The sequence below is a fragment of the Mucilaginibacter sp. 3215 genome (assembly GCF_050433785.1).
Classification (GTDB): Bacteria; Bacteroidota; Bacteroidia; order Sphingobacteriales; family Sphingobacteriaceae; genus Mucilaginibacter.
Window position 1 is genome coordinate 1 of record NZ_JBNPWO010000023.1, and the last position, 15,863, is coordinate 15,863.

The window sequence follows — 15,863 nt, forward strand, 5'->3', positions numbered from 1 at the left end:
TTCCGAACAGAGAAGTCAAGCCCGCCAGAGCCGATGGTACTGCGGTAAAACGTGGGAGAGTAGGTCGGTGCCACCCTTTATCACTTTCAATAGTGTAACAAACGCAAAAGCCTTAGCTAATCACTAAGGCTTTTTGCGTTTGTAGACTTTTTTGATAATTCTCTATTAGTTTCATGCAAAGGCGCAAGGGAACGACGTTTGAGGTTATAAACAGATGGTTAACAACTCACCATCCACCGCGCTCCACTCACCTCCCCGCGTTAGGGATGGGAGCGGATACCGGCCAATGAGCGTAAGGCCTGGAGGCGTATGAGCGCATAGCCCGGCCGGAGGAAACGCCCTGATGAACCCTTTTTTCTAAACAAATTGCACAACTGCTTTACTATTTAAGATCTTTCGTTTTACAGGCCAAGATAACAGATTTTCATTTCGATATTATTTTGCTACTTTTAGGCTATATAACCTAAACAGATGCTTACAGCAGAACAAGCCGAACTTTGGCAAAAAATCCTGGATTTTCAATTGGATGATTCTGATGCTGCTATTAAATTCTCGGAACGCCTGGCTCAGGAGAACGGTTGGAACGCGGTTTATACCCGTAAGGTGATTGTGGAGTACAAACGTTTTATCTTTCTTTGTTGTATCTCCGAAAATGGTGTAACACCTTCTGACGCTGTCGATCAGGTCTGGCACCTGCACTTAACTTTCACCCGGTCATATTGGATTGATCTTTGCCGTGATACACTCGGAAGAGAGATCCATCACAATCCTACTAAAGGCGGAAATAGTGAAGCTGTAAAGTATGAGACCTTTTATACGGATACCGGCCAACTATATTTTAATTGTTTTAGCGAACAGCCGCCTGCTGATATCTGGCCTGGAAACGAAGCCCGCTTTAAAGAGATCAATTTTCAACGAGTGAACCTGGATAAATACTGGCTTGTCCGTAAACCTCGACGAATTAGAGTACTGTTGCTGATGGGTATGTTGATCCTTGTTTCATGGTTATGTATGCAGGCCTCAGATAATGATATTTTTATATTGATTTTCCTGGTGATCTTTGTTGGTGTTACCATATTAAGCTATCATAGTGAAGGGCGTAATAGTGATAAACGGGACCGTGACGGTAATGGAGGGAGGGCTGGTTGTAGTACCGCCGGCTGCGGGGCTAATGGCGGTTTCGATTCGGGCCATCACGGGCATTCCGGTCATGGATGCCATAGCGGCGGGGGCAGCGGCTGTGGAAGCGGCTGTTCCGGATGCTCTGCGTCAGGATGTAGCGGTTGCAGTAGTCATTAAGTTAGTCAGCTAACTAATGCCTCAAAAATCTCAGCGCTAAGTAACCCACTGCCTCCACCAAAGTGCTGAACTACTTTAATGTTGGGTTTTTCACTACAGAAATACTCGTTCAATTTATATTCCGATATCTCATCAACACCACCACCTAATAGCACGAGTTTAAAATCCCGCGTACTGAACGCCGCAATGGCCTCCTCATCGCTGAGGCAGCCAGTTGCGTTCCAGTCAGGATTATTGTTTACTAATCTCACTACTGTGGCTAATATTTCTGGATGCCGGCCAATTACCAATATCTGAATCTTTTCCATGGTCTTAAAATTTCATCGGTACATCTATCAATAAAAACTCGGCGTCGGTACCTGCTTCAATAGTGAACTTGTCGGTGTCCCAGATACCTAAAGCATCCCGGCCGCTCAATGTTTGACCGTTGATATTTACTTCTCCGTTTAAAACAAACGCATAAACTCCGTTGCCCTCTTTCTTGATGCTGTATTCGGTGCTTACTCCTTTATCAAACTTGCCTAAATGAAACCATGCGTCCTGATGGATCCACACACCTGCATCGTCGGGGCTGGGGGATAATACCTGTTGCAGTTTGTTATGACGGTCTTCAAGATTTAATGAAATCTGATCATAACGTGGTTCAACGTTCCGTTTGTTAGGGTAAATCCAGATTTGAAGAAATTTAACTTCGCTGGTGCGGTCAAAATTATACTCACTGTGAAAAATTCCGGTACCGGCGCTCATAGCCTGGATATCTCCGTTTTTGATAACAGCTACATTGTTCATGCTGTCCTTATGCTCCAAATCACCCTCCAGCGGAATGGATATAATCTCCATGTTATCATGCGGGTGTTTGCCGAAACCCATACCCGGATCAACGGTATCATCGTTCAACACCCTCAACGCGCCAAAGTTCATCCGTTGAGGATTGTAATAACCAGCAAAACTAAATGATTGGTAGCTGTGTAACCATCCGTGGTCTGCATGTCCGCGGGTGTTAGCTTTATGTAAAACGGTCTGTGCCATTGTATGTTTCCTTTAAATTATAATACAAATTTAAAGGGGCATTGGTTGGCGGCACTTGATGTAGGTTAAGAAAATTGGAGAGTAGTTGATTAGGTGGGTGGAGAATAGTTATTTATTGCGTATAACACCACTCTCTAGCCAGCCCAATCAACCATTCATCTATCTTTTCCTCACCATTTCTGCCTTCATCCGGCTAAAAAATTCGGGGGTTACACCAATATAAGATGCTATTTGTTTTTGTGGCAGATGATCTATCAGTGTTGGATAACGCTTACAAAAATTATTATAACGTTCTTCGGCGGTTAGGCTCAGGCTATCAATCAGGCGTTGCTGACTAGCGACCAATGAGTTTTCGGTCAGGATCCTGAAAAAATGTTCAAACTTGGGGATCTGTATATATAATTTTTCCTGGTTGGCTTTTGATAGCAGCAGCACATCTGTATCTTCCAATGCTTCGATATTCTGGATACCGGGTTTTTGCGAAATTAGACTATACATATCTGCTATCCACCAGTCGGCAGGGGCAAAGTTTAACACGTGTTCGATACCACTTTTATCTACGGTATAGCCTCGCAAACAACCGGCCGTTACAAAAGCCGAATACTTGCATATCTCACCATAAGTAAGCAAAAACTGTTTTCGTTTTATTTTTTTAGGCTGCAAATAAGCCGTAAAAATTTCCTGTTCTTCGCGGGTTAGGTGAATGTGTTTTTCGAGATTGTTAAGTATCAGATCAAACGGCATATGCAAAAATGTGGTTTATTTAGCTTATTTACCGAAGAATGGGCAATTAATCTATCCTGTTTTTTACAGGTACGGGGCATTATTTAATAATTTTTAAATTAGCTTTATCAACCGTAGTTAAGCCATGCCAAAATATGCGCATGTTATGCTTATAAAGCGGTATGGATAGCAAAAAATTATCAATATGATTGTGAATGGCTTTTTAACTAAGGCCTGAAGCATAAACAAATAAACCTGGAGCGCATTACCAATTACTGCGTTAATTGATTTTAAAGATAAGTTTTATGGTGAAAAATTATTTTTTAACGATCTGCCTGTGTGTTATTGTTGCTTCGTTTGTTGATGCGCAGCAAAAATTTAACGGCCTTGATGTTGGGCTCGGCAACCTTTATCGTACTTCTGATGCTAAGACACGGTCTATCAGTCCGGAAAATTTTACGGGCGAGAAAGGTAAGGGTGGCATGGCCACAACCGGTACAGGCGCAAATGCTTCGCGCGATTTGGGGCAGACCTGGAAAGTGAGCCCCAGCGTTGTCATCAAAAAACATACAACATTTACGGTTGCCGAAATTAATGGCTCGGGAGCTATTCAGCATATCTGGATGACGCCCACTGGCAATTGGCGCTATTCCATAATCCGTTTTTATTGGGACGATGAAACTACCCCATCCGTGGAGGTGCCGGTGGGCGACTTTTTTTGTATGGGATGGGGTAAATATGCACCGGTAAGTTCCCTCGCAGTGGCGGTTAATCCTGGCAGTGCATTTAATTGCTACTGGCCAATGCCGTTCCGCAAAAAATGCCGCATCACTATGGAAAATATCGACGATGCGGATATGGTGCTCTATTACCAGGTTGATTATACCCTGACCGATATACCCGAGGATGCGGGCTATTTTCACGCGCAGTTTCGCAGGGTAAACCCATTACCTTATAAAAAAGATTTCGTTTTGGTGGATAGTATCAAAGGCAAAGGGCAATATGTTGGTACTTACATAGCTTATGGCTCAAACAAAAATGGATGGTGGGGCGAAGGGGAGATCAAATTTTTTATGGATGGCGATACCAAGTTTCCTACTATAAATGGAACAGGGACAGAAGATTATTTTTGCGGATCGTATGATTTTGATACCCGCCATAAAGATGCCAATGGGAAAGAAAAACCGGGAACAGAGTACACCGAATTTTGCAGCCCTTACAGCGGTTTGCCCCAGGTGATCCGCGGCGATGGGCACTATGAAATTGCACAACGTTTCGGCATGTACCGCTGGCATATTGTTGATCCTATCCGCTTTGAAAAAAGCCTGAAGGTTACCATACAGGCCCTGGGTTGGCGGCACGATGGCCGGTACATGCCCCTGCAGGATGATATCGCTTCAACCGTGTTCTGGTATCAAACCGGCGAACATGGCCCTTTCCCTAAATTCCCCTCAAAAGACGAACTGGAAGTAAACTAATGAAACTATATAAACTTGCCAAAGGCAGCCTATTGCAACATAACGGTTCATCATATATTATTGATGATGAATGGGATAAGCTGATCAACCGGGATGGTTTAGCGGCTTACCTGGAATCGATCACTGCCGATACTACGGCTTTAAGCGCCGAGGTGGAGAATGAATATCTGAACGGCAATATTCTGCCGCCTATTGGCAGCCAGGAAGTATGGGCCGCCGGCGTAACTTATTTACGTAGCCGTGATGCCCGTATGGAGGAGTCAGAAACAGGCGCAAGTTTGTATGATAAGGTTTATGACGCAGCCCGCCCTGAGCTTTTTTTCAAAGCGCTTGCACATCGGGTATCCGGACACAACGGCGAGGTTTACATCCGCAAAGACTCGGATTGGGACGTGCCGGAGCCTGAGCTTACACTATTTGTGAATAGCGATGGTAATATCCAGGGATATACCATTGGCAATGATATGAGCTCGCGGAGTATTGAGGGCGAAAATGCGTTGTACCTTCCGCAGGCTAAAGTTTATGAAAAAAGCGCCGCGCTTGGGCCATGCTTATATGTTACCTCGTCGCCAATTCCGGGTGAAACAGTCATCAGCATGAACATTAAGCGAAATGGTACCATCGTTTTTGAAGACGAAACAACGGTATCACGGATCAAACGTTCTTTTACCGAGCTTACCGGCTATTTGTACAGTGAATGTGATTTTCCTAACGGATGCTTTTTAATGACGGGCACCTGCCTGGTGCCGCCGCCAAGTTTTACTTTGCAAGCCGGCGATGTTGTGGAGATCAGCATTGATCATATCGGTACGATGGTGAATGTGATCGGCTTAAATCCTAAACATAAATAACCGGCATATGCAGCTTTTTAAAAAGTCATCATTAGTTTTGCTGCTTGCCGCTTCGGTGTCGTGTACCATGCGCAACCCTCAGCTACCCATGAAAGGAACTTTTGGATCAGATCTTGATTTTTTAAAAGCAAAGGATAGTGTTATCGTTTTAAAAGATAATAGCGGTTTGGGTCAGGTGATCGTATCGCCAAAATACCAGGCAAAGGTTTTTACCTCAACTGCTGATGGCTTAAATGGCAAAAGTTTCGGATGGATCAAATACGAAACTTTCGACCTGAAACAGCCCGACCCACATATGAACGCTTTTGGCGGGGAAGACCGTTTATGGCTTGGGCCGGAAGGCGGACAGTTTTCGCTTTTCTTTAAGCCCGGCACCAAAATGGAGTTTGCCAATTGGCACACCCCGGCAGCGGTTGATAATGAAAGCTGGGAGTTGATATCCAAATCGGATAAAAAGGTATCGATGAGCAAAAGCACACATTTGCAAAATTATGTCGGTACTGATTTATCAATTAAGCTTGAACGTGACGTGGAGATCATGGAGCCGAAAGCAATACAGCAGGCTCTTGGTATTGATGCCGACACCTCTGTAAAATCAGTTGGCTTTAGTACAGTAAATTCAATCGTTAATACAGGTAATAACGCCTGGAATGAAGCTACAGGCGCCCCATGTTTGTGGAATTTAGATATGTTTACGCCATCGCCAAAGGTGGTGATCGTAGTACCGTACCATGAAAATGCTACAAGCAAAGTAGCTACCACCAATTATTTTGGTGAGATCCCGAAAGACAGGGTTAATTATAAAAATGGCATCCTGTTGTTTAAGGCTGATGGTAAAAGCCGTGGCAAGCTGGGTATTCCACCTCATCGTGCAAAAAATATGGCAGGCAGTTACGATGCCGAAAACGATGTTTTAACCATCACCATGTTTGATGTAGATAGTACCGCATCATACTTAAACCAGGAATGGAAAACTGATACCGCGCCTTACAGCGGCGACGCGGTAAATGCTTATAACGATGGTCCACTGGCAGATGGTAAACAAATGGGGCCCTTTTATGAGATAGAAAGTGTATCACCCGCCGCGTTCCTGAAGCCGGGCGAAAAGCTTACACATAAACATAGTGTATTCCATTTCACCGGTAATAAAGCCGCGTTAAATAAAATAGCATTAAAAACGCTGGGGATTTCGTTAGATGAGATCGCGACCGCATTTAAATAACAGATCAATATACAACCAACCAATAAATACTCAATGTCAAAAAACAACGCCCTGTTCGCAGTAGCATTAATTACCTCTCTGTTCTTTATCTGGGGGTTCGCGCTCAATCTTAATCCGATACTAATTCCACACTTAAAAAAAGCCTGTCAGCTTAATGACCTGCAATCCTCACTGATCGATTCGGCATCCTATATTGCCTATTTTATATTACCCATTCCGGCCGCGCAGTTCATGAAAAAATATGGCTACAAGGGTGGGATCATTTTAGGTTTGATACTTTTTTCAACAGGAGCATTCCTGTTTTTCCCTGCTGCTGCGGTGCGTAACTACGCGTTCTTTTTAGCAGCGTTATTCATCGTATTTTCGGGAGCGGCCTTTTTGGAAACAGCCGCTAATCCTTACATAACGGTATTAGGTGATCCGGCTGGTGCTGAAAGAAGGATCAACTTTTCACAATCATTTAACGGATTGGCTGCTACTTTAGCACCTTTGATAGGTGGCAGATATATCTTGTCGGGTAAGGTTTTAACAGATGCCGAATCGAGCAAAATGTCACCTGAGCAGTTGAACGAATATCTTAACCATGAGGCCTCATCGGTACAAATACCATTTTTGGTAATCGGCGCAGTGGTGCTTGTAGTTGCATTCTTAATTTATCGTACGCACTTCCCGCCAATTGTTGAAGAAACCAGTGAGGAGGCAGTTAACGACAACCGTTCGCTTGGTGTAAGGATAAGCGAGCTGCTGCACGTGAAAAGTTTAAGGGCCGGTATCTTTGCTGAGTTTTTATATGTAGGGGCACAGGCTGGTATAAGTAGTTTCTTTATCCGCTATTCAGAAAAAGTAGCCGGATTCGCCGAAAAACCGGCTTCTTTTTACCTCACTATAGCTTCTGCAGGTTTCATGGCAGGCAGGTTTATTGGTACATTACTCATGCGTTATTTTAACCCGGTTAAACTGCTTATCACTTATGCGATTATTAACATTTTCCTGATAGCTATGGCTGTAACGCTAAAAGGCGAAGTAGCAGTTTACGCGTTAATGTGTACCTGGTTCTTTATGTCGATCATGTTCCCGACTATTTTCTCGTTAAGTATCCGTGGCCTGGGCGCTAAAACCAAACTTGGTTCATCATTGGTGATCATGGGGATTGTGGGTGGTGCTATATTCCCGGTGATCATGGGTAGGGTATCTGATGCTACACATAACATCCAGATGGCTTATGTAGTGCCAGGCTTTTGTTTCCTTGGCATTTTAATATTTGCTATCAATAATCATAAAGTTAAGAAGCTGGTAATGGCCGGCAGTCACTAATATATCTATCATAAATAAAATGAATTTACAACTTACAGATAAGGTAATTATAGTTACCGGAGGTGCCAAGGGTATAGGCGAGGGCATAGTGAAGGTGTTGGCTTCTGAAGGCGCTATTCCGGTTATAATAGGCCGCGGAGAGGGAGATAACCTGAAAACGGTTGAAGCTGTAGAAGCAGCGGGGCATAAGGCATACCAGGTAGTAGCCGAACTTACTGACCCTAAAGCATGTGAAAATGCTGTGAATAAAGTAATAGCGCAATTTGGCCGTATCGACGGATTGGTGAACAATGCCGGTGTAAACGACGGCGTTGGTTTAGAGAGCGGCGACTACGAGGGGTTCATGGCATCGTTGCATAAGAACGTGGTGCATTATTACCTGATGGCGCATCACGCCTTGCCCGAACTAAAAAAATCAAAAGGAGCCATCCTTAACATTACTTCGAAAACTGCCGATACCGGCCAGGGGAATACTTCGGGCTATGCGGCATCAAATGGTGGCCGTAACGCACTTACCCGCGAGTGGGCGGTTGAACTGTTAAAATATGGCATCCGTGTTAACGCACTGGTAGTAGCCGAATGCTGGACACCGCTTTACGCTAATTGGATCAAGACCCTACCCGACCCGGAAGCCAAGCTGAAGGAGATCGAATCAAAAATTCCGCTGGGGAACCGGATGACCACCGCCGAGGAAATTGCCAATACCGTGGCGTTTTTATTGTCGCCGGTATCAAGCCATACCACCGGTCAGCTAATTTATGTTGATGGCGGTTATGTGCATTTGGACAGGGCGCTGGCTAATGCGTAGGGATTAATTTATTATAAAATCGTCCCTCGCAATTGCGAGGGACGAAGCAATCCCCAACTTACAGAGCCGCTCTGTATAGCTCGCGATTGCTTCGTCCCTCGCAATGACGTTTTATTAATATGAAATAGTTTATCCTTACAACGAAAACCCCTTCAAATACTCTTTTCCCTCCGTACCCCAATCTTTCATGGCATTTTGCAATACGGTCATGAAGCTCTTGTTAGTAGCTGCTTTGCCTTTTTTAGGTGCTGTTAATGATTTTTCGTCGATAGGCTGTTCAGTAACTTTAGTGGCAAACCAGGTTACGTTTTCGTGCGGGAGAGCTACGCCTAATATCATCCCCGGCAAGCCATTAAATGATTCGGGACCGCCCGAAACAGGGATCTCTTCGGTATAAAAGGCGACTACATAAATCGAATCAAGAATCAGCCCGTTAGCCCGGCGACATGGATAGCCGGCAATTTCACGGGTTTCGCCGGTAAGTTTCCATTTGATATGACGGGTGGTGTCTTTCACTAAAAAGGTTTCTTCAAATACACTTTTTTGGCTGGTGCTCATTCCTGTATTAAAGTCAGAAAATACGGTGCTGTTTTGAGCCGTCATCATTGGCTCACTCCAGTAACCGGCTGTTGGTGTTTCTGGTTCAACAGGTGTAAACAGCGTTTGGTTATTGCCAAACTTCAGGGTGCTTTTTAATATCTTAAACTGGGGTTTGGTTTTTTTATATTGTTCATACCTGGGCTGGTACCACATTTCGTTATCTTTATTAATGGCTTTTTGCAGCATAGCCCATACATTTGAGGTTTTGTTATACTCAATGGTACCGTGAAAAGTAAAATGCTTATTGCCCTGCGCACGCAAAAGGTTCGCATTTAATAGCAATATGGTTGTTAAGGTTAAAATCTTTTTCATGATAGGTTATTTTTTAGGTGCACCGCCTCCAACTTTGTTAAAATCCCAGGTAAGGGAAAACATAAAATATCTCCTGATAGTGGTATAACGTTCCTGTGTAAGCACATTGGCCGATCCGGTACGGTTATAGCCGGTATTCTGATTTAGCAGGTCATTGCCGGATACGGTGGCTTTCAAAGCATCTTTCATGAATGTTCTTGATATGTTAGCATTCAGCAGGAACCTTTTAAAATCTTGCGGGAATGATTTTGTAGGGGCGTTATAGGTATAATTACCGTCTGAGCCAATCTGGAATTTGCCGGGCAGATAAATATTGAACCCTCCGTTAGCATTAAACCCGCGACCGTTATTATTCAGTACAGTATTAAGTGATGAAGAGTTGATGTTATAGGTAGGCCCTGCCGACATCCAGGCATCATACTTTTTTTCCTTGTATTTAGATAGCCTGATATTCCCGGAATAGCTGTATGATTTAGTTTCGTTAAGTACGTTGTTTGACAGGTTATAGTATGTATTGCCGTTACCATTAAGTCCAAGCCCTGCATTAATATCCAGGCCGGGGATCTTTCTGTCAAAGTAAGCATTAACCCAGAAATTGCTGGTTGATTTGTTTTTAAGGTTTGACGATTGATAAGTGCTGATACCGGTAGTAGTATCGCGCGTTACATTGCTCACGATAGGGTTACTGGTAGTTGAGTATGAGCCACTGATCCAGATATACTGGTTGCTGATCACCTTGTACGAGTTGTAACTGATGTTGTACCTGTTCGTAAAGGACGGCTTTAATCCAGAGTTACCTACCTGTATATTCAGCGGATCTGTATTTACGCGTACGGGCTGGATCTGGTCAATATTGGGCTGTGTGGTATTCCCGTTGTAGTTCAACCTTAAGCTTGATTGTTTAGTGAATTTGTACTGGAAGGAAGCCTGGGGATACCAATTGGTAAAGTTACGCACCAAATCGGCCATCCGTCCAAATTCATCAACCTGCTTAAACCTTACTCCAGCCACTTTTGTACCAAAGTTGAACGAGTATTTCTGTTTTTGTACATTAAATACCATGCCCCCCTGGTTTGACAATTGATTCAGTTTATAATCGCTGCTGTAAATGTTATCGAGTATATTATAAGGTCCGCTGCCTGCATCTTTATTGAACGTGCGCCTGTCGGCAGTAGCGTTGTTTACCGATAGGGCATAGCTAATGGCGAGGGTAAAATCCTTGGCCAGTGGTTCGGTATAAGTTACATTGGTATTGATATTGGTGCTTTGGGTTTTATTTACCTTGTACTGATCGATGGTGTCTTTGCTTACATAGGTACCAACCGAGTCATAAAACCGCGTGTTTGACTTTAGGAAGCCTTTAGAGTCGCTTTCGTTGAAAGCGGTTTTAAAGTTTATAGAAAGCGTACGGCTTTTCTTTTTAAACTTTTTGGTGTAGAAGGCGTTGGCGTTAAATACTTTGCCGTCAACATCGGCGCTGTTTTCACGGTCATTGCTGTTGATGAGGCTACCGTCAAGGCGGCGGGTTTGGGTAGCAAAATTGCTCCTGGTATTGCTGTTTTTTAAGGTTCCGTCAGCAGTGATCTTCAGGTTTTGCATTGAGTCGAGTTTTACCTGGTAATTTACATCCAGCTTTTGGCGGAACATATAATTATGGTTACGCTGATCGCTGTTGCTGTTTGATATATTACCCGGGAAGTTATTTTGCTGCTGGGTATTGCTTGTACCATCAACGGTTAGCGAGCCTATTTTATAATTGGTGTTTAATGATTCCTTATCGCTGTTCCATTTGGTATCATAATGCGCGCCGCCTGTACGCGCTACAGGTTTCCCTTTTCCGTTGTACCTGCCGTCAAAACTATCCAAATCATCACCGCCGCCTCCGAAAATATAAATACCGCCATCGTCGCCAAACTCCATATTGCCGCCGCCGCCGTATTTGTTGTTATCTTCCCAACCTAAACCTGTTTTGCCGGTGTTGCCGAGGGTGCCATAGAGTGAAAACTTCTGCTTTCCCTTAAAGCGGTTAAATAAAGCCTGACCCTGGTAGTACCCATCAGTACCTATGCCACCGTCAAGTTTGCCGAAATAGCCGTTCTTTTTATCTTCCTTAAGTTTAATATTGATGGTTTTATCTTTTACGCCGTCATCAATACCCGTAAAGGCAGCCTGATCGCTCTTCTTGTCATAAAGCTGTACTTTATCTACCATATCGGCACGCAGGTTTTTGGTAACCAGGGTTGGGTCATCGCCAAAAAACTCTTCGCCATCAACCAACACTTTTTTTACCGTTTGGCCTTGTGCCGTGATCTTGCCGTCTTTATCCACCTCGATACCTGGCAGCTGTTTCAGCAGGTCCTCAACCTTTGAATTGGGCTGGATATTGTAGGCAGCCGGGTTAAACTCGGTGGTATCGCCCTTAATTTTGATGGCAGCCGCTTTTCCTTTTACAATCACTTCCTGTAAAAGACGCTCTTTAAGCAGCATGCTGATTCGGCCGAAGTTGTGTGTGGTGTGTGCAGAATCTAAGGTGAAATGCTCTACAAAATCTGCATAACCGGGGTAAGTGGCCAGTACAATGAACTTGCCCTTGCTTAAATTGTTAATGGCAAATGTACCATCCTCTTTAACACGGGTAAATTTTTGAAGGATGGAATCTTTAGCAGTTATAACGCTGATGCTGGCGTTTGCTAATTTAGAATTAGAAACGGTATCGGCTATTGTGCCTTTAATGCTGTAATTGGTTTGGGCTGACAAGCTTACTGTGCCCACAAGAAATAGCAGTACTCCAATAATTGTGATTTTCATAAGGTCGATTATGAAAGCCAAAATATAACTAAATAGTTAGTTGTGCAAGCGATTTAACATTTTATACTGTAGATTTAACATTTCATCGCCAAATTTTAACATTTGGTCGTGGCTGGATGTGTTAAATATGGGAGGCTGTGTCTGGGCGTGGACTAACCGGGCCAATAATGACGACGATAATACTGATCGGGATGGTCCCTAATAAAATTATTGCCCGGTTTGGTCTAATTGCACATTGATCGGCAAACAGACGGCCGAAATGATGAAAATCCCCCACCTGCGGTACTCAAAAAATGTATAATTTAGCACATTATTCTAACCTGAATGCTGTCCTGATCAGCAAGTTTAAACATGTATTATAAATGGTGGAAAAAAGTAAGGTTTTAATGCTTTCAAAAAGGGCATATAAGCTTGTATTGCTTTTTATTATACTGCTGTCTGCAACTGAGAGCAGGGGGCAGGGGTTGCAGTTTGGTTCAAATGACAGCCTGATGAGCAAGCGCACCTCTTACCAGGTTTTTAAGGATGATCTGCCAACCTTTCATGATCGCCTGGTGATTGCTTTCGACCTTTCATTGTGGGATAATCAGCACCTTGGCTATATTTTAAACTTAACCGATAACAAGGGTAACTCCTATAGCCTGAGTGCGATTTACAATCATGGTTCGTTGCTCAATTTCAATATCGATAGCCGGAGTAATAAACTCAGCATCCCCCTTGCCGATACTATGCTGAAACGGCGTAAATGGTTTAAGGTGATAGTTGATCTTGATCTCAAAGGCGATAAAGTAGGCATATCCATAAACGGAAAATGGTATCGGGCAGCAGGATTGGGTTTTAACGGTAAAATAACCGCGAAGATCACCTTTGGCAAAAACGAACATTATTCGGATGTGCCGAATATGGCCATTAAAAACCTGGTTGTCAGCAATGATGATAAATCCTATACCTTCCTGCTTAGCGAATGGACCGGGAATGATGTTTTTACGATTGACGGAGATAACCTGGGGCATGTTGATAACCCTGCGTGGCTCATCAATGAGTCATACTTTTGGAAACAGAAATTCGTGCACACTTTTAACGAGGTTGCGGGGATCAACTTTAATGAAAAAAATGAGCAGTTCTTCATCTTCAAAAATGATTCCCTGATGTTTTATGATGCCGGGCGGGATGCAGTAGGAACAAAACCATTCAAAAATAAACTAGCAGTACCCTTGCACCTGGGCAAAAGTATTGTAAACCTTAAAGAGAATGAATGTTATTTGTATGAAGTGCTCAGGGCCCCGCAGCCCGCTCCAAGTATCGCGTCCTTTAACCTGGACAGCCTTAGCTGGGACTTTTATGGTAAGGCGACCATAACGGAGCAAAGACATCATCATAATATTTTTTACGATAAGGACTTTAACAACTTTTACCTGTTTGGCGGGTACGGCTCTTTTAAATACTACAATAACTTTTTTAAATACGATAAAGCTACTGATACCTGGCAGCAAGAAAGTTTTACCGGCGATGTGATCACCCCCCGGTTCTTTTCGGCAGCAAGCACAGCTGATCAAAACAACGATGTTTACATTTTTGGGGGCTACGGCAACCAGTCGGGCAACCAGGTAGTAGGCGGGATGCACTATTATGACCTGTACCGGGTTAACCTGGGTAAGCATAGCATAAAAAAACTCTGGGAGATCAAACCGGATGAAGAAGCATTTGTACCGGCCAATAATCTTATTGTATCAAAAGATAAGCAGTTTCTTTATGTGCTATGCTATCCGCACGAACGGCCTAAAACGAGTTTACGTCTGTACAAATTTTCAATAAAAGATGGGTCGTACCAGGTAGTAAGCGGTACCATCCCGGTTGTGTCCGAACGGATAGAAACTGACCATAACCTGTTTTACAATGCTAAGCAGGATGTATTTTATTGTACTACCCAGGAGTTTGAAACACCCTCCCGGTCTACCATAAAAATCTTCGCGCTTACTGCGCCGCCTGTGAGCCAGGAAGCATATATGGCCGCCCACCAGCCCAAAAGCAAATCTTTTACTTTATACAGGATATTGGGTGGCGCGTCTGCATTTGTATTGTTATGCGGAATTGTGGTGTTTTTCTTAAGGCGGAGAAAAGATAACGATGAGCCTGCTGCTGTTAACGAGGAGCGTATTGGCGAACAGAAAATTGAAACTGAAACAGGTAACAAAGCTAACGCTGTTTACCTCCTGGGCGAGTTTACTGTTTATGATAAAAATAAGCGGGATATTACTTACCTGTTCAGTCCTAAGATCAAGCAGTTGTTTATTCTTATTTTGTTAAACAGCCGTGAAAAGAATGGTGTGGTATCAAAAAAAATCTCCACTACGCTATGGCCGGATAAGGATGTGGTCAAAACTAAGAATATTCGCGGTGTAACCATCAATCACCTCCGTAACATACTTTCGGATATAGATGGCCTGGAACTTGCCTTTTTAAATGATACCTATAGTTTTATCAGCACTGAAGATTTTTATTGCGATTATTTTGTGGTGAGGGAAGCACTTAAACAAACCAATGTTGGAGAAACCGTTGTGTTCAGTTACCTCGACTTAGTTGCCCGTGGCGGGTTGTTGCAGCATATTCCTGAAATTTGGCTTGATGATTTTAAGCAGGAGTACGAAGAAGCGCTGATGCCGGTTATTTTGCCGGTAATAAAAAAGGCTTATGATGCTTTTGATTATAAAAAAGCGCTGGAGATCTCCCGCATCGTGTTGAATATCGACCCTTTTAATGATATCGGTATTAAGTTTAAGCTCAAAGCCCTGAGGCGTACTAAAGGCATTGAACATGCCCGGAAAGTTTATGAGGAGTTTAGCGCTGAATATGAAAAGTCATTAGGCGAAGAATACCCGGTCCCTTTCGAAAAGATCTGTTCTAATAAGTCTGATCCGCGCTGATAATGACCTTGTAATGAAGGGTTTTTTGTACGTAAGCTGAAAGCAGAATGCATAAATCTGAAGGTCAATATATTGATTATCAATAATCTTAATTATTTAATAGACTCATTTTATAAGAAAATGATTGTTTTACAAATAAATTCTACTAAACATATAGATTTAATAGAATATTTATATATTTGCAACAGATTAGTTTGCAAATGGGGTTCATTTTAAACTAAATGGCAGGAGCTGGCCGGCAGCAAATGGATGGTTCGATTCCACCCCTGCATCTCTTCTCATCTCATGATTTATGTTTTATAATTGGTTAGCAAAAAGAGTATTCCTGCCCATCAGGAACTCTTTTGCCTTTTTACTCAACTTTTAAATAAACACAAATGTCATTTCGAAACGAGGAACGAGTGAGAAATCTTGTACGACATGCTGGCAAACATGGGTAGTTATTTTGCAGAGCGTATAAGATTCCTCTTTCGCCCCAACGCTCAAGCCCTTGGG

General features: G+C 43.2%; 12 protein-coding genes and 1 rRNA gene. 8 read left to right on the plus strand and 5 right to left on the minus strand.

The window, feature by feature from the left end:
* A 5S ribosomal RNA gene (gene rrf, locus ABIC84_RS24580) occupies positions 1–76 on the plus strand; the annotation flags it as partial.
* A gap of 395 nt (positions 77–471) precedes the next feature.
* A complete protein-coding gene (locus tag ABIC84_RS24585; protein ID WP_429265296.1) occupies positions 472–1,299 on the plus strand; it encodes a glycine-rich domain-containing protein in 828 nt (275 codons plus the stop codon).
* Positions 1,300–1,304: 5 nt separating this feature from the next.
* Here the strand turns inward: ABIC84_RS24585 and ABIC84_RS24590 are convergent, their stop codons facing one another.
* From ABIC84_RS24590 to ABIC84_RS24600, 3 genes are all read right to left on the minus strand, one after another.
* On the minus strand, positions 1,305–1,607 hold the full coding sequence (locus ABIC84_RS24590; protein ID WP_429265297.1) for a hypothetical protein: 303 nt from the start codon (positions 1,605–1,607) through the stop codon (positions 1,305–1,307).
* A 4-nt stretch (positions 1,608–1,611) separates the two neighbouring features.
* Positions 1,612–2,328 (minus strand): pirin family protein, encoded by a 717-nt coding sequence (locus ABIC84_RS24595; protein WP_429265298.1) that lies wholly within the window; start codon positions 2,326–2,328, stop codon positions 1,612–1,614.
* Positions 2,329–2,487: 159 nt separating this feature from the next.
* A complete protein-coding gene (locus ABIC84_RS24600; protein WP_429265299.1) occupies positions 2,488–3,072 on the minus strand; it encodes a Crp/Fnr family transcriptional regulator in 585 nt (194 codons plus the stop codon).
* 284 nt (positions 3,073–3,356) lie between these two features.
* On the opposite strand from ABIC84_RS24600, the gene ABIC84_RS24605 reads away from it, so the two are divergent.
* The 5 genes from ABIC84_RS24605 to ABIC84_RS24625 are packed head-to-tail and all read left to right on the plus strand — an operon-like array spanning position 3,357 to position 8,724.
* Entirely contained in the window at positions 3,357–4,529 is a 1,173-nt protein-coding gene (locus ABIC84_RS24605; RefSeq protein WP_429265300.1) for a glycoside hydrolase family 172 protein, read from the plus strand.
* On the plus strand, positions 4,529–5,380 hold the full coding sequence (locus ABIC84_RS24610; RefSeq protein WP_429265301.1) for a fumarylacetoacetate hydrolase family protein: 852 nt from the start codon (positions 4,529–4,531) through the stop codon (positions 5,378–5,380). Before ABIC84_RS24605 ends, ABIC84_RS24610 begins: the two co-directional genes overlap by 1 nt.
* A 7-nt stretch (positions 5,381–5,387) precedes the next feature.
* Complete coding sequence (locus ABIC84_RS24615; protein ID WP_429265302.1) at positions 5,388–6,602, plus strand: DUF6786 family protein; 1,215 nt, start codon at positions 5,388–5,390, stop codon at positions 6,600–6,602.
* Positions 6,603–6,635: 33 nt separating this feature from the next.
* Positions 6,636–7,916, plus strand: a complete 1,281-nt coding sequence (gene fucP / locus ABIC84_RS24620) for an L-fucose:H+ symporter permease (RefSeq protein WP_429265303.1) — start codon at positions 6,636–6,638, stop codon at positions 7,914–7,916.
* Between the two features lie 19 nt (positions 7,917–7,935).
* Positions 7,936–8,724: an SDR family oxidoreductase gene (locus ABIC84_RS24625; RefSeq protein ID WP_429265304.1), complete on the plus strand. Its 789-nt coding sequence runs from the start codon at positions 7,936–7,938 to the stop codon at positions 8,722–8,724.
* 135 nt (positions 8,725–8,859) lie between these two features.
* On the opposite strand, the gene ABIC84_RS24630 is transcribed toward ABIC84_RS24625, so the two are convergent.
* Both ABIC84_RS24630 and ABIC84_RS24635 read right to left on the minus strand, forming a co-directional pair.
* Positions 8,860–9,636: a GLPGLI family protein gene (locus ABIC84_RS24630; protein ID WP_429265305.1), complete on the minus strand. Its 777-nt coding sequence runs from the start codon at positions 9,634–9,636 to the stop codon at positions 8,860–8,862.
* Between the two features lie 6 nt (positions 9,637–9,642).
* Complete coding sequence (locus ABIC84_RS24635; protein WP_429265306.1) at positions 9,643–12,444, minus strand: outer membrane beta-barrel family protein; 2,802 nt, start codon at positions 12,442–12,444, stop codon at positions 9,643–9,645.
* Between the two features lie 362 nt (positions 12,445–12,806).
* On the opposite strand from ABIC84_RS24635, the gene ABIC84_RS24640 reads away from it, so the two are divergent.
* Positions 12,807–15,368 carry a Kelch repeat-containing protein gene (locus ABIC84_RS24640; RefSeq protein ID WP_429265307.1) on the plus strand — a complete coding sequence of 854 codons (2,562 nt, stop codon included), beginning with the start codon at positions 12,807–12,809 and terminating at the stop codon, positions 15,366–15,368.
* The last annotated feature ends 495 nt before the right edge of the window (positions 15,369–15,863 follow it).